The organism is Lentzea roselyniae (genome assembly GCF_039537795.1).
Lineage (GTDB): Bacteria > Actinomycetota > Actinomycetes > Mycobacteriales > Pseudonocardiaceae > Lentzea > Lentzea atacamensis.
On sequence record NZ_BAABBE010000004.1, the window covers coordinates 330411 to 349067 of the forward strand.

General features: G+C 69.2%; 17 protein-coding genes and 1 pseudogene. 10 read left to right on the top strand and 8 right to left on the bottom strand.

The window, feature by feature from the left end:
• Window positions 1–21 precede the first annotated feature (21 nt).
• From ABFX45_RS09205 to ABFX45_RS46385, 3 genes and pseudogenes are all read left to right on the top strand, one after another.
• Window positions 22–660, top strand: a complete 639-nt coding sequence (locus ABFX45_RS09205) for a type IV toxin-antitoxin system AbiEi family antitoxin (RefSeq protein ID WP_346128994.1) — start codon at window positions 22–24, stop codon at window positions 658–660.
• Window positions 653–871 carry a nucleotidyl transferase AbiEii/AbiGii toxin family protein gene (locus ABFX45_RS09210; protein WP_346128996.1) on the top strand — a complete coding sequence of 73 codons (219 nt, stop codon included), beginning with the start codon at window positions 653–655 and terminating at the stop codon, window positions 869–871. Before ABFX45_RS09205 ends, ABFX45_RS09210 begins: the two co-directional genes overlap by 8 nt.
• Window positions 872–966: 95 nt before the next feature.
• Window positions 967–1128: pseudogene (locus tag ABFX45_RS46385) on the top strand (nucleotidyl transferase AbiEii/AbiGii toxin family protein); the annotation flags it as partial.
• A gap of 167 nt (window positions 1129–1295) precedes the next feature.
• On the opposite strand, the gene ABFX45_RS09215 reads toward ABFX45_RS46385, so the two are convergent.
• Window positions 1296–1745 (bottom strand): Lrp/AsnC family transcriptional regulator, encoded by a 450-nt coding sequence (locus ABFX45_RS09215; protein WP_109632106.1) that lies wholly within the window; start codon window positions 1743–1745, stop codon window positions 1296–1298.
• Window positions 1746–1825: 80 nt separating this feature from the next.
• Here ABFX45_RS09215 and ABFX45_RS09220 point away from each other — a divergent pair, with 80 nt between their 5' ends.
• The 5 genes from ABFX45_RS09220 (at window position 1826) to ABFX45_RS09240 (ending at window position 6673) form a co-directional block, all read left to right on the top strand.
• Window positions 1826–2944: a MalY/PatB family protein gene (locus ABFX45_RS09220; protein ID WP_346128998.1), complete on the top strand. Its 1119-nt coding sequence runs from the start codon at window positions 1826–1828 to the stop codon at window positions 2942–2944.
• Between the two features lie 301 nt (window positions 2945–3245).
• Window positions 3246–3827 (top strand): EamA family transporter, encoded by a 582-nt coding sequence (locus tag ABFX45_RS09225; protein WP_346129000.1) that lies wholly within the window; start codon window positions 3246–3248, stop codon window positions 3825–3827.
• The gene (locus tag ABFX45_RS09230; protein WP_109632098.1) at window positions 3824–4195 is read left to right on the top strand and encodes a tetratricopeptide repeat protein; all 372 of its coding nucleotides are present in this window, start codon (window positions 3824–3826) and stop codon (window positions 4193–4195) included. Before ABFX45_RS09225 ends, ABFX45_RS09230 begins: the two co-directional genes overlap by 4 nt.
• Window positions 4196–4651: 456 nt before the next feature.
• Complete coding sequence (locus tag ABFX45_RS09235) at window positions 4652–5197, top strand: lysozyme family protein (protein WP_346129003.1); 546 nt, start codon at window positions 4652–4654, stop codon at window positions 5195–5197.
• 1272 nt (window positions 5198–6469) lie between these two features.
• Complete coding sequence (locus ABFX45_RS09240; protein ID WP_170154744.1) at window positions 6470–6673, top strand: hypothetical protein; 204 nt, start codon at window positions 6470–6472, stop codon at window positions 6671–6673.
• Between the two features lie 98 nt (window positions 6674–6771).
• Here ABFX45_RS09240 and ABFX45_RS09245 read toward each other — a convergent pair whose 3' ends face one another.
• Genes ABFX45_RS09245 through mfd form a run of 4 tightly spaced genes read right to left on the bottom strand, consistent with a single transcriptional unit; the run spans window position 6772 to window position 15402 of the window.
• Window positions 6772–9942 carry a S41 family peptidase gene (locus ABFX45_RS09245; protein WP_109632094.1) on the bottom strand — a complete coding sequence of 1057 codons (3171 nt, stop codon included), beginning with the start codon at window positions 9940–9942 and terminating at the stop codon, window positions 6772–6774.
• A 29-nt stretch (window positions 9943–9971) separates the two neighbouring features.
• Window positions 9972–10892 (bottom strand): nucleoside triphosphate pyrophosphohydrolase, encoded by a 921-nt coding sequence (locus tag ABFX45_RS09250; protein ID WP_346129006.1) that lies wholly within the window; start codon window positions 10890–10892, stop codon window positions 9972–9974.
• Window positions 10889–11836, bottom strand: coding sequence for a hypothetical protein (locus ABFX45_RS09255; RefSeq protein WP_109632090.1), 948 nt, complete (start codon window positions 11834–11836; stop codon window positions 10889–10891). The genes ABFX45_RS09250 and ABFX45_RS09255 overlap by 4 nt, the downstream gene beginning before the upstream one ends.
• A 14-nt stretch (window positions 11837–11850) precedes the next feature.
• Window positions 11851–15402, bottom strand: a complete 3552-nt coding sequence (gene mfd / locus ABFX45_RS09260; protein ID WP_346129009.1) for a transcription-repair coupling factor — start codon at window positions 15400–15402, stop codon at window positions 11851–11853.
• 140 nt (window positions 15403–15542) lie between these two features.
• On the opposite strand from mfd, the gene ABFX45_RS09265 reads away from it, so the two are divergent.
• Complete coding sequence (locus tag ABFX45_RS09265) at window positions 15543–16070, top strand: DUF4291 domain-containing protein (protein ID WP_211337192.1); 528 nt, start codon at window positions 15543–15545, stop codon at window positions 16068–16070.
• A 7-nt stretch (window positions 16071–16077) separates the two neighbouring features.
• Window positions 16078–17187: a PQQ-dependent sugar dehydrogenase gene (locus ABFX45_RS09270; protein ID WP_346129011.1), complete on the top strand. Its 1110-nt coding sequence runs from the start codon at window positions 16078–16080 to the stop codon at window positions 17185–17187.
• Here the strand turns inward: ABFX45_RS09270 and ABFX45_RS09275 are convergent.
• The 3 genes from ABFX45_RS09275 to ABFX45_RS09285 are packed head-to-tail and all read right to left on the bottom strand — an operon-like array spanning window position 17171 to window position 18646.
• Window positions 17171–17599: a MarR family winged helix-turn-helix transcriptional regulator gene (locus ABFX45_RS09275; protein WP_346129013.1), complete on the bottom strand. Its 429-nt coding sequence runs from the start codon at window positions 17597–17599 to the stop codon at window positions 17171–17173. The genes ABFX45_RS09270 and ABFX45_RS09275 overlap by 17 nt on opposite strands.
• Window positions 17596–18003 carry an SRPBCC family protein gene (locus tag ABFX45_RS09280; protein ID WP_346129015.1) on the bottom strand — a complete coding sequence of 136 codons (408 nt, stop codon included), beginning with the start codon at window positions 18001–18003 and terminating at the stop codon, window positions 17596–17598. Before ABFX45_RS09280 ends, ABFX45_RS09275 begins: the two co-directional genes overlap by 4 nt.
• Before the next feature lie 43 nt (window positions 18004–18046).
• Window positions 18047–18646, bottom strand: a complete 600-nt coding sequence (locus tag ABFX45_RS09285) for a TetR/AcrR family transcriptional regulator (RefSeq protein WP_109632080.1) — start codon at window positions 18644–18646, stop codon at window positions 18047–18049.
• Window positions 18647–18657 lie beyond the last annotated feature (11 nt).

The following is an 18657-nucleotide window of genomic DNA, read 5'->3' on the forward strand; positions in this document are numbered from 1 at the left end:
TCGCAGCCTACGGAGGTCGTATTGAAGGGGCATGTCACCATTCCGACCGCACTCGCCAGGAGGGCGAACAAGGTGCTGCGCCCAAGGGATGCCGCAGGCTTCTACGCCCATCCTCGCGGGGAGTTCGAGCGCCTGGTCGAGCAGGCCGTGCTCCGCCACATCTGCACCGGCTACTACGCGATGGCGCCCATGGAACGCCTCGGCGACCCCCGGTGGCGTCCAGAACTCGCGGCGGCAGCACTCGGTGTGGCCCAAGCCGACTACGGCAGAGACGCGGTGGCACTGATGGGCGTCACAGCCGCACGCCGCCACGGTGCTCTGCCGCGGGCGATCGGCACCGCGGTCGTGGCAGTGCCCAAGCAGCGGCCTCGGCTGCACACCGACCTGGGTGAGATCGTCTTCGTCAAGCGCGACGTGCAACGCCTGGACCTCGAACGAGTGGAAACCGAACTCACGGAGGGCTGGATGACCACGCCGGAGCAGACGGTCCTCGACATCGCCGCCCGGCCGCGGCTCGGCGGCCTCGAGGAAGCCGACGCCTGGCAGATCCTGCGCGCACTCGGCCGCAAGATCGACTGGGCACTCACGGAGGACCTCGCCCACGACCAGCACAGGCCGGGAGCTCTGGCCCGAGTGCGGAAAGAAGCAGCGGGTGCTTGAGCACGACGAGCTCGTCGCGGTGGCCGACAGGTTCGGAGTCGCCGAGGACCAGGTTCTGCGGGATCACCTGATCAGCCACGTGCTGGCGGCCCTGGCCGAGGTCGCGCCCGAGGTCCTGTTCGTCAGTGGAACCGCACTGGCCAGGACGCATCTCGCAGATCCGGCGGCGGGCGGCAGGTTGTCCGAGGACATCGACCTCTGGGGTGCCTGAACGCGACGCCGTCGCCACCACGCTCGACGAACGGCTGCCACGGCAGCTGCGCAAAGAGTTTCCCGGAACGAGGTGGGATCCTCCCCTGGAGCGACATCAAGCCGGAGGTCTCGCTCAGAGTTCCGACACCGCCGGCTTTCGCGGCGATGAAGACCCTCGCTCGGACCGACCGACACGCAGCACGAGACCTGTACGACCTCGCACGCCTCGCCGAGCTGGGCGCGTTGACACGGGAGGCGGCCGAGCTGGTCCGCGACGCGACTGGCGCCTCGGTGCAGAAGTACGAGTTCGCGAGGCTGCCCACCGGGCTCGAGTGGCAGGCACAGCTCGCGCACCGGACCCGTGACCTTCCCGGCCCAGAACGGTGCCTCGATCTCGTGCGCAACGCCTACGGACAGGCCCTCGGCTGGTGGCTCCCGCGGCTTCACAGCCGGGTCGGCAACGGGCGCGGCTCGATCACCTGCTTCATCACGATCGTCGAGGTCAGCCCGCGCACACCGGGCAGCTTGGCCAGCGTCTCCTCGTACAGCCGCTGGTACGACGCGAGGTCCGCGGTGACCACACGCAGCAGGTAGTCGGGACTGCCGAACAGCCGCTGCGCCTCCACCACGTTCGGCACCCCGGCCAGCGCGCGGTCGAAGTCGTCCATGGCCTCGAGCCGCAGCTTGACGAAGACCAGTGCCTCGAAGCCGAACCCGATGGCGGCGGCGTCCACGACAGCCCGGTAGCCGCGGATCACGCCGGTCCGCTCCAGCTCGCGGAGCCGGCGCTGGCAGCGGGAGATGCTCAGCTGCACGCGATCCGCCAGCTCGGTGACGGTCAGCCGGCCGTCCGCCTGCACCTCGGCAAGAATTTTGCGGTCCAGAGCATCCATACGCACATTTTCGCGCGCCTGCCGCCTCTGAGCAGCAAGAAGGCAAACACTTTCGCCGCTGGTGCTCCTAGCTTCACGGTATGAACCCGTTACGTCAGCTCACCCTGGACCAGCTGAGGCGACGCACGAGCATGAAATGGCGGTACTACCCCGAGGACGTGCTGCCGGTGTGGGTCGCCGAGATGGACGTCCCGCTCGCCGAACCGGTCGCGCGGGCGATCACCGACGCGGTGGCGATCGGCGACACCGGATACCCCAACGGCACCGCCTACGCCGAGGCGCTCGCCGAGTTCGCCAAGAAGCGTTGGGACTGGGCACAGGCCGTGGAACGCACCGCGATCGTGCCGGACGTGATGCTCGGCGTCGTCGAGATGTTCCGGCTCGTCTCCCACCGCGACGCCCCCGTCGTGGTCAACTGCCCGGTGTATCCGCCCTTCTACCACTTCGTCGAGTCGCTGGGACGGTCCGTCGTCGAGGCGCCGCTCAACGCCTCCTGGCGGATCGACTTCGCCGCGCTGCAGGACGCGTTCCGCAGGGCGGGCGAGGGCTCGGTCTACCTGCTGTGCAACCCGCACAACCCGACTGGCACCGTCCACACCGCGGCTGAGCTCGCGGAAGTCGCCGCGTTGGCGCGCAGCCACCGTGTGCGCGTGGTGGCCGACGAGATCCACGCGCCGATCACGACCGCGGAGTTCGTGCCGTACCTGAGCGTTGCGGACGACGGGCTGTCGTTGATGTCGTCCTCGAAGGCCTGGAACCTCGCCGGGCTCAAGGCCGCGCTGGCGATCGCGGGCCCCGACGCCGCCGACGACCTCGCGCGCCTGCCGGAGGAGGTCAGCCACGGACCGAGCCACGTCGGGATCCTCGCCCACACCGCGGCGTTGCGGGACGGCGGCGACTGGCTGGACGCGCTGCTGGCCGGGCTCGACGAGAACCGGCAACTGCTCGCCGACCTGCTGGCGGCCGAACTCCCCGCCGTCCGGTACACGCCGGGTCAGGGGACCTACCTCGCCTGGCTGGACTGCCGCGAGCTGGGCCTCGGCGACGACCCCGCCAAGGTCTTCCTGCAGCGCGGGAGGGTCGCGCTCAACTCCGGGATCCCGTTCGGCACCGGCGGCAAGGGGTTCGTGCGGATGAACCTCGCGACCTCGCCGGAGATCATCACCGAAGCGGTCCGGCGGATGGCGTCGGTGTTTTAGAGCGGAACGAAGCCTCGTGCCGCGCGGCACCGGCTGGTAGTGCTGGTGCCGTGCGGATCAAACCAGGCTTCGCGGCAGACACCGTGCTGGTCTGGGCCTCCGGCCATCCGGCCGGCGCGCTCGCCGTGGCCGTGGCCCCGCCGTTCCTGATGACCACCATCCGCTTCACACTCGCGGCCGCGCTCATGGCCCTCGTGGCCCTGGTGACGAGCGCTCGTCCATACGTCCGTGGCCGGTTTGCTGGTGCAGGCGTGTCAGTTCTCCGGTGTGTACCTGGGGCTGAGACTGGGGGCCCGCGTCGGTGACGGCGCTGGTCATCTCGTGCACGGCAGTGGTGGCCGCCTGGGTGTTCCGTGTCCGAATAGGACCGAGGCAGGTAGCGGGCCTGGCGCTCGGCGTCGCCGCGGTGCTGGCCGCGTTGTGGGACCGGCTGGGGTCGTTCGGGTCCGGCGCGGTGTTCACGGTGCTGGGCATGCTCGGCTTCGTCGCGGGCGGCGTCTACCAGCAGAAGTTCTGCCGCGACACGGACTTCCGCAGCGGCAACGCCGTGTCGGTACCGGTGGTCGGCTTGCTGGCGCTGACCGAGAGCGCCGAGGTGACGGACTGGCGGCAGTTCTGGTCGACCATGGTGTTCCTGGTGCTGGTGAACTCGATGGACGGGTCGTCCCTGTTCCTGGTGGGCGTGCGCAACGGCGGCGCGGCGGCGATGACCACGCTGTCCTCTGTGGTGCCGTCGGTGACCGCGTTGATCGCGTGGCCGTTGCTGGGCCGGACTGCTGCTCGGATTCGGAGCGTGCCGGCTCGGCACCGCCACCTCTTCGAGTTCTGTCGCCCGGACGGCAGTCGAAGAACCGACGATCGGTGGGTAACGTTGATCGAATGACGGACAGCACCTTCGAAGCGTTCCGGAAGGCGGAGGCGTTGCTCGCGCAGCGCCGGCCTCTCGACGCGCTGCGCGAACTACAGCGGGTGCTGGACGAGGCCGGGGAGGCGCCCTCCGTACAGCTGCTGGCCGGCCGGGCCTATCTCGGATCCGCGCAGCTCAACCGCGCCGAAGAGGCCTTCAGAAAGGTCCTCGACCTGGACCCGAGCGATCACTACGCGCGGTTCGCACTGGGCAAGACCCTGCAACGGCTCGGCCGCCTCACCGAGTCACTGGCCCAGCTCCGGATGGCTGTGGCGATGAACCCGTCACCCGAGTACCAGGAAGCACTCGGCGAGGTCAAAGCCAGGATGGCACTGGGAAACTGACCTCCGAACGCAGGCCCAGCCCGCCAAGACCATCCTCAATGGACCGTCCACATTGGACAAATGTGGCGAACTCGCTCCCCACTCGCCCTCCTCCGAGGCCGCTGGGCCAACCGTCACCAGTACCGTTTTCATCGGTTTTCACCCGTTCACCCCGCCCGCGGAGCACGTAGCCTGGACGACGTGGTCCCGCCGCCGCAGAAAGACCCAGCCCGCCGCACCAGCTACGGCAGCATCTTCGGCCGTATCGTCCTGGTGCTGCTGCTGATCGTCGTGGTGGCCGCCGCAGCCTGGGGCCTGGGCGCCCTGAACCGCCGCGACGCGGCCCCACTGGGCCCACCCCCGTTCCTGGTCCCGATCCAAGAGGTAGAACCAGGCGCCGCCGCCCCAGGCAGCGCGGCCGCCCCGGGCAACACCGCCACAGCGGACACCAACCCACTAGGCGAGTGGGCAACCCGAGTGGCCTCAAAAACCGACATCCCCCTACGAGCCGTCCACGCCTACGCCGCCGCCGACCTGGCCATGCAACGCGAAGCTCCCGCCTGCCGCATCTCCTGGGCCACCCTTGCGGGCATCGGCCGAGTGGAGTCCCGCCACGGCAACATCAACGGCTCCCGCCTGCAGGACAACGGCCTCCCAACCCGCCCGATCATCGGCATCCCCCTGGACGGCTCCCCAGGCCTACGAGCAATCCGCGACACCGACGGCGGCCGCCTGGACGGCGACACGACCTGGGACCGCGCGGTAGGCCCGATGCAGTTCATCCCAGGCACCTGGAACCGCTGGGCAAAGCGAGCAGCAGGAGACGGCCAGCCCGCAGACCCGCAGAACATCGACGACGCCGCCCTGACCGCCGCCCGCTACCTGTGCGGAGGCGGCGCACGAGACCTGGGCACAGGCCAAGGCTGGTGGGCAGCGGTAATGGCCTACAACAACTCCGTGCAGTACGGCCAAAGCGTGTTCAGCGGCGCCGACGCCTACGCACGGGCAAGCGTCGCGCCGTAGCACCCCACACCCCACATACACACGCACCACCTCGCGCCTGCAAAACCGCAGGCGAATGACGAGACCGAATGACGGGGCCGAGGCGAGCGGCGAGACCGCAGGTGAGCTGCCAGGCACGGGCGAGCGCCGAGGCCGAAGGCGAGCCAAAAGCGATGCCGCAGGTGAACTCAAGCGATGGCGAAGCCGAGCAAAGGCGACGCCGAGCTGCTTTGAGCAACGCGGGCCGCCGTGGGGTGGATCTCGTCACGAGTCGTGCCGGGCCCCCCACGCAAACGCAACCACCTACGCAACCGCAAGCCGCCCAAACCAACCGGCGTGCCGTCTACCCGCGCGTGGCGCTGGTGGGTCTTTGATCAGATTGGCGGGGTCTGGGGCGGAGCCCCAGACCCCGCCAACCGCAGCGTCCGGTGCCAACGCGACCACCTACGGACAACAAACCGGAACCCCGCCAAACCCAACCGGAGGACGACCACGGACCCCATGCGCACAAGCAGAAACGGGGCAGCAGCCAAAGCCGCTGCCCCGCAGGCCAGGTGACCCGGAGGACGTGGTGCCGGCCAAGTCGGGGCAGACCGGCACGGGCAACACCCAGCCCCGCACTGCACAAACAATCTGTGCGTTCTAAAGCAATCGTGCGTTCCAAAAGCCCTGAAGAGGGTTGGGGCTTGGCGGAAGAAACCCCCAACCCCCTCCTATCAGGCCCCTGCCGAAGGCGCGGAGGACGTGGACAAAACCTCGGCAGGGGAAGGCAACGGCAACTCAACACTCACCCCAACGGAACCCTCTCCAGAAGGCTCACCCGAACGTTCAACCGGCTCCGAACGTTCAACCGCCTCCGAACGCTCCCCCGGCTCAGACCGCTCCCCAGGCCCAGAAGCCTCCCCACCCCCAGGCTCCCCCCGCTCACAAGGAGGCTCAACGGGCACAGAAGGCGAGGCAGGCGTCGTGGGCGTAGTGGGCGGAACCGGATCCTCAGACCGAGGCGCAGAAGTAGGCGGAACCTCAGTAACAGGATCAGCAGGCGCAGAAGTCCCGGTCGGTTCCACCGTCGGCGGCCCAGCCACAGAACTGGAAGTGACAACCGGCGAAGACGTCTCCGAAGGCTCCGGCTCCGGCTCCGGCTCTCCACCAGGCGGCTCGTTCCGCCCAGTGACGGGCGGCTTCCCAGTGGCCCGAACAGTCTCGGTGACAGTCGACACCGCAACCCGAGTCTGCGTGGCCATCCGAGCCGTCCGAACCTCTCGCACCGCCCCCTCCATCACAACGGTCTCCGTGACGGTGGAGAGCGACGTACCGGTCTCGAACGGCTCAGTCCACCACTGCGAGGTGGGCCGGGCCGGCGGCGGCGCAGCGAGCGGCGACTCGTCCGGCGACCCCGTCAGCGCGATCAGCGCGAACATGCCGCCGAGTGCCAGGAACGGCACGACGACCACAGCTCCGAAGCACCCGCGACCGCTGCGCGGCTCTTCACGGTGACTCATCTGGCACACCCCCGAACGGTGACAACTGTTCCATGTGGTTGATCGTCCACATGGAACAGTCCGTCACAGTTCTTTAGTCACACGATGGGGTTGTCAGGTCAGCGGCGGCAACTCCGGAGCGTGAGCAGCTGGCGAAGATGAAAGGCTTTCCAGAGCCAATGAAACTGCCTTCTCCAACTGCGGATCGCGCCCGGAAGCGCGGTCGGATGGGGTCATGACCACCTCGATGTCCGGGTCGACACCGTAGTTCTCCACTGCCCAGCCGTGGCCCTTGAACCAGGATGCGTACCTCGGTTGGGTGACCATGGTGCCGTCGACGAGCGTGTAGAGCATGTCGATGCCGATGACTCCGCCCCAGGTTCGGACGCCGACGACGGGTCCGATGCCCAGTTCCTTGATGGCCACGTTCACGATGTCGCCGTCGGAACCGGCGAACTCGTCGGCCACCGCGACGACCGGACCGCGCGGTGCGTCCTGCGGGTACGGCTCGGACGCCGTGTAGCCGCGGGCCACCGACCAGCCGATGACCTTGCGGCCGAGCTTCTCGATCACCAGCTGGGACGTGTGGCCGCCGCCGTTCTCGCGGACGTCCAGCACCAGAGCCTCCCGCGCCAGCTCCACGCGCAGGTCGCGGTGCAGCTGCGCCCAGCCGGCGCCCATCATGTCCGGCACGTGCAGGTAGCCCACGCGGCCACCGGACAGCGAGTGCGTGAAGGCACGGCGGTTCGCCACCCAGTCGTGGTAGCGGAGCGGCTCCTCGTCGGCCAGCGGCACGACCACGACCCTGCGCAGCTCGCCACCACCGGCAGGCCGCACCGTCAGCTCCACGGGCTTCCCGGCGGTACCCACCAGCAACGCGCCAGGGCCGGACAGACCCACCGGACGGCCGTCCACGGCCACGATGGCATCGCCCGCGCGCACGGCCACACCCGGCGCGGCCAGCGGCGAACGGGCGTGCGGGTCGGAGGTCTCACCCGGAATCACGCGGCCAACGATCCACGAGTCGCCCTGCCGGACCAGGTCGGCGCCCAGCAGGCCCTGGCGGCGGGACGCGGGCACGCTCGTCGACTCGCCCCAGACGTAGGCGTGCGAGGTGCCGAGCTCGCCCTGCACCTCCCACAGCAGGTCGACCAGGTCGTCGTGGCTGCCCACCTGGGCCACCAGCGGCCGGTAGCGGTCCAGCTCGCCCTGCCAGTCGACGCCGCCCATGTCGGTGCGCCAGAAGTGGTCGCGCATGAGCCGGCCGTTCTCGGCGTACATCTGCGCCCACTCGGCGGCCGGATCGACCACGACCCGCACGCGCGACAGGTCGATCTCCACGCAGTCGGACGAGTCGTCGTCGACCTTGCTGTCGGACGGCACGACCCGCAGGTCACCGCGGTCCTCGATGACCATGCGCTTGCCGTCACCGGACACCGCAAACGCTTCCGCGCTGTCCGCCAGGCACTCCGTCTTCTGCTTCGCGAAGTCGAAGCGCTCCAGGACGGTTCGCGGCGGGCGGGCGTCCGGCGAGGCCAGGTTGTCGCCGAGCACCCCGAGCAACGGCCGGCGCAACCACAGCAACCCGCCGCGCGCAGCCTTCAGCGAGACGTACTTGGCGGCCGCGACGGGCACCGGTACGACGCGGTCGGCGAGGCCCTCGAGGTCGACCTTCGTCGTCGACGGCTTCTCGTCCTCGTCGTCGGAGTCCTTGTCCTCGTCGTCGACCGGACGCCCGCCGTGCATCGGGTGGAACGGCGACGGCGTGGTGGCGGCCAGCGGCACGAGGTGCGGACGGCATCCGGTGGGGAACGACAGGTCGAACACGTGCGCGTCGTACACGGGGTCGAACGTGCGGACCGACAGGAACGCCAGGTACTTGCCGTCCTCGGTGAACGTCGGTGCGAAGTCCGAGAACCGCAGCGGCGTCACGTCCACAACGGACAGATCAGCGGTGTTCACCATCTTGATGTGCCGCAACGGCATCGGGCCCGGATGCGACCACGCGAGCCACGACGAGTCCGGCGAGAACGCGAGGTGCGTGATGTGCGCGTTGGCGCCCGCGACGACCTCGCGCACCTCGCCGGAAGCGATGTCCACCAACAACAACCGGCCGTCGTGCGTCGCAACGGCAACGCGCGCTCCATCGGGCGCGGCAGCCAGCGACATGACCCGGCCCAGCTGCCCGGAAGCGATCCTGCGAGCGGTGTTGCCCGGCTCGACGCCGCCGACCGGCGCGATCTCCAGGGCCTCCTCGCCCTCGACGTCGGTCACCCACACGACGTGGTCGGTCTCGCCGAGCACCTTCGGCAGCCGCGCGCGGACGTCCGAGCGGTCCGCCAGAGCGCGCACCGGGCCATCGCGATGCGTCACCCAGTGCACGGAACCACGCACCTCGACGGCCGACGCGCGGCCGCGGTGGTCGACGCTGAACGACTCGATGTTGCCGGAAGCGTTGACGTGGTGCCGTTGCAGGCCCGTACGCGGGCCACCGAGCTTGATGTCGAGCTTGCGCAGGTCGGACAGGCCGTCCAGCAGCCACAGCTCGCCGGCCTGGTGGAAGATCACCCGCGAGCCGTCGGTGGAAGCGTTGCGTGCGTAGAACTCCCCTGCCGTGTGCCGGCGCAGGTCGGTGCCGTCCGGCAGCACCGAGTACACGCTGCCGACGCCCTCGTGGTCGGACAGGAACGCGATGCGCCCATCGACCCACATCGGGTTGGTCAGCGACGATTTCAGATCAGCGAGAATCCGGGTGAACTCGCCATCACCGGCGAGATCCACCCACAGCTTGCCCGCCGTGCCGCCGCGATACCGCTTCCACCACGCGGGTTCCTGCATGTAGCTGGACGACGTGACGACCTGGCCGTCCGGGCCGAACGAGACGTCGTTGACCCACCCGTACGGCAGCACCTCGGCGGGTCCGCCGTCCAGCGGGACCGCGTGCGCCTGCTTGCGGTGCCGCGACATCTGACCGGTGCACGACACGGCGAGCACCCGGCCGTCCGGCAGCCAGCCGGACACCGCCGTACGGCCGACGCCCCAGTGCGTCAACCGACGTGCCGGTCCACCGTCCACAGGCGCCACCCTGACCTCGGGGGCGCCGTCGATCCAGCTGGCCCAGGCCAACTGCGTGCCGTCAGGGGAAAAACGAGGTGTGCGAGCCGGTACCTGATCGGCGGACGCGCGCCAGGCCCTTCCTCCGGCGACGGGCGCGAGCCACACGTCGTCCTCGGCCACGAAGGTCACCAAGTCACCGCGCAGGTGCGGATACCGCAGGTAAGTCACGAGATCGACGTTAGCCCACGTTCACCGTTTCAGGAGGGCCAAAAACGTCGCCAATCCTCTGCCGTAAGCGAATCCAGACCTTCGGCCCGTGCTTTGGCCTCGGCTTCCCGGACGTTCGAGGCAAAACGGCGGCACACCTGGCGGAGCTCCGTCTCCGGGTCCTCACCGGCGAGCTTGGCCAGCGCGGTCACGGCGAACAACGTCGTGCCCGTGTCGTCGCCCTCCGGCAGCAGGTCGACGGGGAAGCCCGCGCGTTTGGTGCGCTGCACCAGCTTCGCGGCCAGCGCCACCGCCGGCTGACCGAGCGCGACACCGTCCACACTGGACTCACGCCGCTTCTCGACCTGCTTCAGCTCCTCCCACCGGTGCTGCTGCGAGGTCGCGTCGTGCACGGCCGGGTCGTGGCCCTCGAAGACGTGCGGATGACGCCCGACGAGCTTGGCCACCAGTTCAGACGCAACAGCATCGACGTCGAATGGATCTTCGGCGTCCTCCGCCGCGACCCGAGCGTGGAACAGCACCTGGAGCAGGACGTCGCCCAGCTCCTCGCGCATCGCCGCGCGGTCGCCGTCCTCGATCGCCTCCAGCAGCTCGAAGGTCTCTTCGACCAGGTACTGCCGCAGCGAGAGGTGGTCCTGTTCGGCGTCCCACGGACAGCCACCAGGGGAACGCAGCCGGTGCATCACGGCGGCAGCGTCGAGCAGCGCCGCTCCCATCGGTTCCGGCGTCGTGATCACCTGAGCCCCCGGATACGCGTCCGGCGACGTCGTGATCACCACCGCGCCGTCCTCCACGGCCGCGGGCGCGGGCCCGTCGACACCGAGGGGAGACCAGAACTCCAGAGGCACGCCCTCGCCCGCGTAGACGGCCGTGGCCGAACGCAACGCGGGCAGAGCGGCAGCGGGCAGCACGGCGTCGAGCCGCTCGCTCAGGACGATGACGGTGATCAAGACTTGTTCTTGGTCGCGGTCACGCCGACGAAACCGGCCCGCTCACCGGTGTTGCCCACGACGGTCGCGTCGGTCGGGTCCCACACGCCGTAGCGGGGGTTGACCTCGATCTCCAGGTCGGCGGCGTGGAACTGCGCGATCCGCAGGCCGAACGCGGCGAGCAGACGCGGGTCGATGCGCTCGGCGAGGTCGTCCTCACCGGGCACCGGCGAGACCCGGTTGCGCTCCTTGACCAGCGCGACCATCCAGCTCGACTGCTGCTCGTCGGCCGGGAAGGCGACCACGGTGCCGGGCTTCACGCCCCACAGCGTGGTGTGCACCAGCGACGGGTTCTCGGTGACGCGGACCCTCTGGTTCGTCGCCGACGCCTGCTGCCCGCCCGTGGTGCGCGGGGCCTCCTGGATGAACCGCGACATCTTCGAGGGGTCGGCCGCGACCTCGGCGGCCTTCTCCTTCGCTTCCTTCGGGTCCTTGCTCTGGAAGAAGTCGATCACGACCTCGAGCGTGGAGAGGTTGCGCTTCGCCAGCTCACCCATCACCAGCACGTCGCGCTGACGGCGGTAGATCGTGGTGGCGTCCTGCTCGCTCTGCTTCGCGGCGGCCTCGGGGCCACCCTTCTCCTGCACCGCGTCGTACACCTTGGTCTCGTCGACCGTGATGTTCTCGCGCTGCGCAGCGTGCTCGGCGATCTTGTGCGTGATCTCGTCGGCCAGCACCAGGCGGGAGACCTGGTCGAGCTTGCCCTGGTCCTGCATCTGCTGGGCGGCGGGCTCCTTCTTGAGCACCGTGATGGTGCGTTCCTGGACGGTCTCCAGGTTGATCGTCTGACCCCCGACGATCGCGGCCGAGCCGGCCTTCGCGGGCCCGGTGCCGCATCCGACAGCCGACACCGTGAAGAGCGCGGCAACACCGACCAGCGAGAAACGCTTCAGAACAGTGCTCACGAGGATCTACCTTCTCACGCCGTGGTGACCGGGGTCACGGGAGTCCCCGCCAGTGAGTCGAGGAACGCACCACACCAGTCCAGCAGCTCCTGGTCACGCAGCTGCGGTGCACCCATCCGGCCGCCTGCCGCTCCCTCCGTCGGCCTAGGCACCGTCACGGTGCCCATGGCCTGCTTGTAGACGGCCTTCGGGAACAACCGGCGCATCCTGACCAGCTGCGAGTCGCGCAGTTCGAGCTTCGCGAACCGCACGTTCTGGCCCATCGCGATCACCTCGGTGACGCCGTGGCGGCGGCAGGTGTGCCGCAACCGGGCGACGCTGAGCAGCCGCTCCACCGGCTCTGGCGGCGTGCCGTAGCGGTCCTTGAGCTCCTCCCAGACGGCCTGCAGCGCCGGCTCGTCGGAGGCGGCCGCGATCTTGCGGTAGGCCTCCAGCCGGAGCCGCTCGCCCGGCACGTACTCGTGCGGGATGTGCGCGTCGACCGGCAGGTCGACCCGGACCTCGGCGAGCTCCTCCTCTTCGGTGCTCTCCGCTCCCGCGTGCTTGCGGAACGCCTCGACGGCCTCACCGACCAGCCGCACGTACAGGTCGAAGCCGACGCCCGCGATGTGACCGGACTGCTCGGCGCCGAGGATGTTGCCGGCGCCGCGGATCTCCAGGTCCTTCATGGCGACGGCCATGCCGGCGCCCAGCTCCGTGTTCTGCGCGATCGTCGCGAGCCGGTCGTGCGCGGTCTCGGTCAGCGGCGTCTCCGGCGGGTACAGGAAGTACGCGTAGCCCCGCTCGCGGCCACGGCCGACCCGGCCGCGCAGCTGGTGCAGCTGGGCGAGGCCGAGCAGGTCACCGCGCTCGACGATCAACGTGTTGGCGTTGGAGATGTCGAGGCCGGTCTCGACGATCGTCGTGCAGACGAGGACGTCGTACTCACGTTCCCAGAACCCCTGGATGAGGTGCTCGAGCTTGTCCTCGTTCATCTGGCCGTGCCCGGTCACGACACGGGCCTCCGGTACCAGCTCGCGGATGCGCTTCGCGGCCTTCTCGATCGTGGAGACCCGGTTGTGCACGTAGAAGACCTGGCCGTCGCGCATCAGCTCACGCCGGATCGCGGCGCCGACCTGCTTGTCGTCGTACGCGCCGACGTAGGTGAGGATCGGGTGCCGTTCCTCCGGCGGGGTCAGGATCGTCGACATCTCGCGGATGCCGGCGAGCGACATCTCCAGCGTGCGCGGGATCGGCGTCGCTGACATCGTCAGCACGTCGACGTGCGTGCGGAGGGCCTTGATGTGTTCCTTGTGCTCCACACCGAAGCGCTGTTCCTCGTCGACGATCACGAGGCCGAGGTCCTTGTAGCGCACGTTCTTCTGCAGCAGCCGGTGCGTGCCGATCACGATGTCGACCTCGCCGTCGGCGAGCCCGGCGATCACCTGCTCGGACTCCGCGGGGTCGGTGAACCGGCTGAGCCCCTTGACGTTCACCGGGAACTGCCGCATGCGCTCGGAGAACGTGTTGAGGTGCTGCTGGGCGAGCAGCGTCGTCGGCACCAGCACCGCGACCTGCTTGCCGTCCTGCACCGCCTTGAACGCCGCGCGGACCGCGATCTCCGTCTTGCCGTAGCCGACGTCGCCGCAGATGACGCGGTCCATCGGGACGCTGCGCTCCATGTCGGCCTTGACCTCGTCGATCGCGGCCATCTGGTCCTGCGTCTCGGTGAACGCGAACGCGTCCTCCAGCTCGCGCTGCCACGGGGTGTCGCTCGCGAACGCGTGGCCGGGTGCGCTCTGCCGTGCCGCGTAGAGCTGCACGAGCTCGGCCGCGATCTGCTTGACCGCCTTGCGCGCCTTGGACTTCGTGTTCTTCCAGTCGCTGCCGCCGAGCTTGTTGAGCGTCGGCAGCTCACCGCCGACGTACCGGCTGACCTCGTCGAGCTGGTCGGTCGGCACGAACAACCGGTCGCCGGGCTGGCCGCGTTTGGACGACGCGTACTCCAGCACCAGGTACTCGCGGGTGGCTCCGGCGACCGTGCGCTGGACCATCTCCACGTACTTGCCGATGCCGTGCTGCTCGTGCACCACGAAGTCGCCCGCCTTGAGCGCCAACGGGTCCACCGCGTTGCGCCGCCGCGAAGGCATCTTGCGCATGTCCTTCGTGGACGTTCCACCGCGGCCGCCGGTCAGGTCGGTCTCGGTGAGCACGACCAGCGCGAGGTCCGGCAGCACGAAGCCGTCCTCGAGCGCACCGCGGACGACCGTGACGGTGCTCGCTTTCGGTGCCTCGTCAAGGGATTCGACGCAGATCGCGGAGACGTCGGCTTCCTTGAGCCGCTCGACGGCGCGCTGCGCGGTACCGGCACCCGGAACCACGAGCACGGCCGCGCCGCCCGTCGCGGTGTGCGCCTTGAGGTCGGCGAACGCGCGCTCGACGTCGCCCTGGTACGCCTCGACCGGCTTCACGTCGAGGTGCACGACGTCCGGCGCGTCGGTGGTGAGCTGGGTGAGCGTCCACCACGGACGGCCGTTGGCGCGGGCCTTCTCCGCGATCTCGCTGATGCTCTGGTAGGCGCTGCGGCCGAGGTCGATCGGCGCCTTGCCACCGCCCGCCGCGGCCATCCAGGAGGCTTCGAGGAACTCCTGACCGGTGCGCACGAGGTCGGCGGCACGCGCCCGGATCTTCTCCGGGTCGTTGAGCAGGACGTGGGTTCCCGCGGGAACGACTTCGGTGAGCAGCTGAAGCTCGCCGGGGCAGAGCGCGGGGATGAGCGCTTCCATGCCCTCGACCGCGATGCCGTTGGAGATCTTCTCCAGCATCTCGGCGAGGTGGGCGTCCGACCGGTGCTCCTCCGCGAGATCGGCCGCGCGCTGTTTCACGTCGTCGGTCAGCAGCAGCTCGCGGCACGGCGGCGCGACGAACTCCGTGACCTCGTCCGGCAGCGACCGCTGGTCCTGCACGGAGAACGGCCGGATCTCGCTGACCTCGTCGCCCCAGAACTCGACGCGGAACGGGTGCTCCGCGGTGGGCGGGAAGATGTCGAGGATGCCGCCGCGGGTCGCGTACTCGCCGCGCTTCTCGACCATGTCGACGCGCGTGTAGGCGTTCTCCGCGAGCCGCGTGATCAGCTCGGCGAAGTCCTGTTCCTCGCCCACCACGAGGTGAACGGGCTTCAGCTCACCCAGGTCCGGCGCCATCGGCTGGATGAGGCTGCGCACGGTCGTGACGAGGATCCTGATCGGGTTGCCCTCGGGGTGCTTGAGCCGCCGCAGGACCTGCAGCCGCGCGCCCACGGTGTCCGCGCGGGGCGAGAGCCGTTCGTGGGGCAGCGTCTCCCAGCTGGGGAAGAACGCGACCTTGTCGTGGCCGACCAGGTCGCGCAGGACGTCGGCCAGCTCCTCGGCCTCGCGCCCGGTGGCGGTGACGGCGAGGACGGGCTTGGCGGTGGACAGCGCCGCGGCGACGAGCGGGCGGGCGGCCAGCGGACCGTCCAGCTCCAGCTCGGGCACACCGGCGGAGTCGATCAACGTGCGGAGGGCTTTGTCGGGCAGGACACCATCGAGCAGGCCGAGCAGCGGCATGTGAGAAACCCCGTCGAGTGCGGAACGCCAGACAGACCCCTGCCTGGGACGAGGGGTCTCACCACCCACCTTAGCTCGTTCCGCGACCACTTAACGGGTGGCTCCGGCGGGGCTCGACCCGTCACCCTGTGTGCGTGGAAATGAGAGAGATCAGGGCTGACTACGACGATCAGTCCATAGTGGTTTACCAGGCGTATTCGCCTGCGATCGCCTCACCGGCCGTGGCGGCGCAGCGGTTCGTGGCGCCGTTCAAGATGGAGCGGATGACGTGGATCAAGCCGTCGTTCCTCTGGATGATGTACCGCTGCGGGTACGCGCAAAAGGAGGGCCAGGAGCGCGTGCTGGCCGTGCGGATCACCCGTGAGGGGTTCGACTGGGCGGTGACGAACGCGGTCGAGAGCAACATCTCGGGCAAGCCGTCGGTGCGGGTGCAGTGGGATCCGGAGCGCGGTCTTCGGCATGAGGCGTTGCCGCACCGGTCGATCCAGATCGGGCTGACGCGTGAGGCCGTGCAGAAGTACGTGCACGAGTGGACGGTCAGCATCACCGATGTGACCTCGCTGGCTCGTGAGGTGCACGCGGCGGTGCGTGCAGGGGATGACGACAAAGCGCGCGCGTTGCTGCCTGTTGAGCGGCCTTACGGAACCTCCACGGCACCAAACGCATAGTTAGGACATGCGCGCACTGGTTGCAGCTGGGTTTGTGCTGGTGGTCGCGGCCTGTGCCGCGCCGGAGCCGGGCGGCACCGCGCCGTCCAGGGCGCCCGCGCCACAGGGCCTGAAGATCGAAGAGGTGGCCGGGGGCTTCGAGCACGGCTGGGACGTCGGCTTCCTGCCCGACGGGTCCATGCTGGTCACCGAACGCCCCGGCCGCATCAAGCTCGTCAGGAACGGCCAGGTCACGCCGGTCGACGTGAGTCTGTCCGACGTGCAGGTGCGTGGCGAAGGCGGCCTGATGGGCCTCGTCGTGCACCCCGACGGCCAACGCTTCACGGCTTGCTACAACACCTCCCGGGACGTGCGGCTGGTGACGTTCCGCCTCGAAGGCACCAAGGCCACCAAGGTGAAGGACCTGCTCACCGGCATGCCCTCGAATCCGAGCGGCAGGCACTCCGGGTGCCGGCCGACCCTCGCGCCGGACGGGACGATGTTCGTCGCGACGGGTGACATCGCGCAGCCCCGCAACCCGCAGGACAAGACCAGCCTCGGCGGCAAGGTGCTGCGGATCGACCCCGAGACCGGTGAGGGCGCGAGGGACAACCCGTTCGCGAGCTCGAACAACGCCAACGAACGCCGGATCTACACCTACGGCCACCGCAACGTGCAGGGCGTGGCGTTCCGGCCGAACAGCGACCAGGTGTTCTCCAGCGAGCACGGGCCCGGCGTCGACGACGAGGTCAACCTGCTCAAGGCCGGCGCGAACTACGGGTGGGACCCGTCGAAGGGCGGCACGCAGAACAGGTACGACGAGGACGTGCCCATGACCGACCTGGAGCGGTTCCCGAACGCGATCCCGGCCGTGTGGTCGTCCGGGTCGCCGACGGAGGCGATCTGCCAGGCGGAGTTCTGGAACGGCAAGCTCGCGATCACGGCGCTGAAGGGCTCGAAGCTGATGCTCTTCACGCTCGACGACGCCGGGAAGGTGCAGAACGTCAGCATTCCCGAGGAGCTGAACGACAAGTACGGACGGCTGCGCGCCGCCCGCACCGCGCCGGACGGGTCGCTCTACATCACGACGTCGAACGGCTCCAACGACAAGCTGCTCAGGCTCACAGGAGCCGCGTGAGGCCGCGGACGAACGCCTGCTGCTCGTCGCCCAACCCCGCGAAGTAGGCGACGTCGGCGTCCTCGACGTCCTTCATGGCCTTCGCCACCAGCGCTTTGCCTTCAGGTGTCAGCGAAAGCAGCCGCGCACGGGAGTCCGCCGGATCGACCTCACGTGAGACCAGCGCACGATCCGCGAGCTTGCGCAGGACCTGCGAGGTCATCATCGGGTCGGTGCCGGCGTGCTCGGCCAGGCGCTGCTGCGAGGGCGCGCCGCCGTGGTTGACCAGCCACCACAACGACGCGAGCAGCACGAACTGCACGTGCGTGAGGTCGTGCGGGGCCAGCGCCGCCCGCATGGCCCGCTGCCACGCGAGCGTCACCCGCCACAACAGGAAGCCCGGTGAGTCGTCCGGGCCCGAGAACCGCGTCACGACGCCAATTTCACCAGCAGCTCCAGCGCCTGCGGCAGGTCGGCCGTGACGACGGGGCCGAGTGCCTGCGCGGCCGGGCCCTCGATCACCACGTCGTAGGAGACCCGCAACCGTCCCTCCGGCAGCTCCTCGACCCGGTGCCCGAAGCGGATGAGCGCGCCCGGCACGGACGTCTCGTCGACGAAACCGGCCTTCTCCTCGATCCCGGTGAGCACGAAGTCGATCGGGCCCTGCCCCTTGATCACCAGCGTGCCGGTCGCGCCCTCGGCGAACGGGCCGTCGAACGTCACGGACTCCAGGCTCGGGTCCCACTCCGGCCACCGCGAGACGTCGCTCCACAGCTCCCACACGGCGTCCACGGATCCGGGTCCTTCGACGTTGTGTTCATACTCGAACTTTGACATGCGCGCATACTATATGCGCGCTTACTAAGGTGCAACGAGCTGCTCACGAACGGATGCGCAGCTTGGGCTTGTGGTCCATCGCGGAGAGGCCCTTCCAGGCGAGGTTGACCAGGTGCGCCGCGACCTCGTCCTTCTTGGGCTTGCGCACCTCCAGCCACCACTGGCCGGTCAGCGCGACCATCCCGACCAGCGCCTGCGCGTACAGCGCGGCGAGCTTGCGGTCGTAGCCCTGCTTGGCGAAGTGCACGCCGAGGATGTGCTCGACCTGTGAGGCGATGTCGTTGAGCAGCGACGAGAACGTGCCGGAAGACGAAGCGACGGGCGAGTCCCGCACCAGGATGCGGAACCCGTCCGTCGAGCCCTCGATGTAGTCCAGCAGCGCGCAGGCCGCCTTCTCCAGCAGCTCGCGCGGGTGACTGCCGCCGTCCAGCGCCTCGACGATCTGGTCCATCAGGCGCTGCATCTCGCGGTCGACGACGACGGCGTAGATGCCTTCCTTGCCGCCGAAGTGCTCGTAGACGACGGGCTTCGACACGCTCGCGCGGTGCGCGATCTCCTCGATCGAGGTGGCTTCGAAGCCCTTCTCGGCGAACAGGGCGCGGGAGACGTCCAGGAGCTGCTCGCGGCGTTCCTTGCCCGTCATCCTGACCCTTG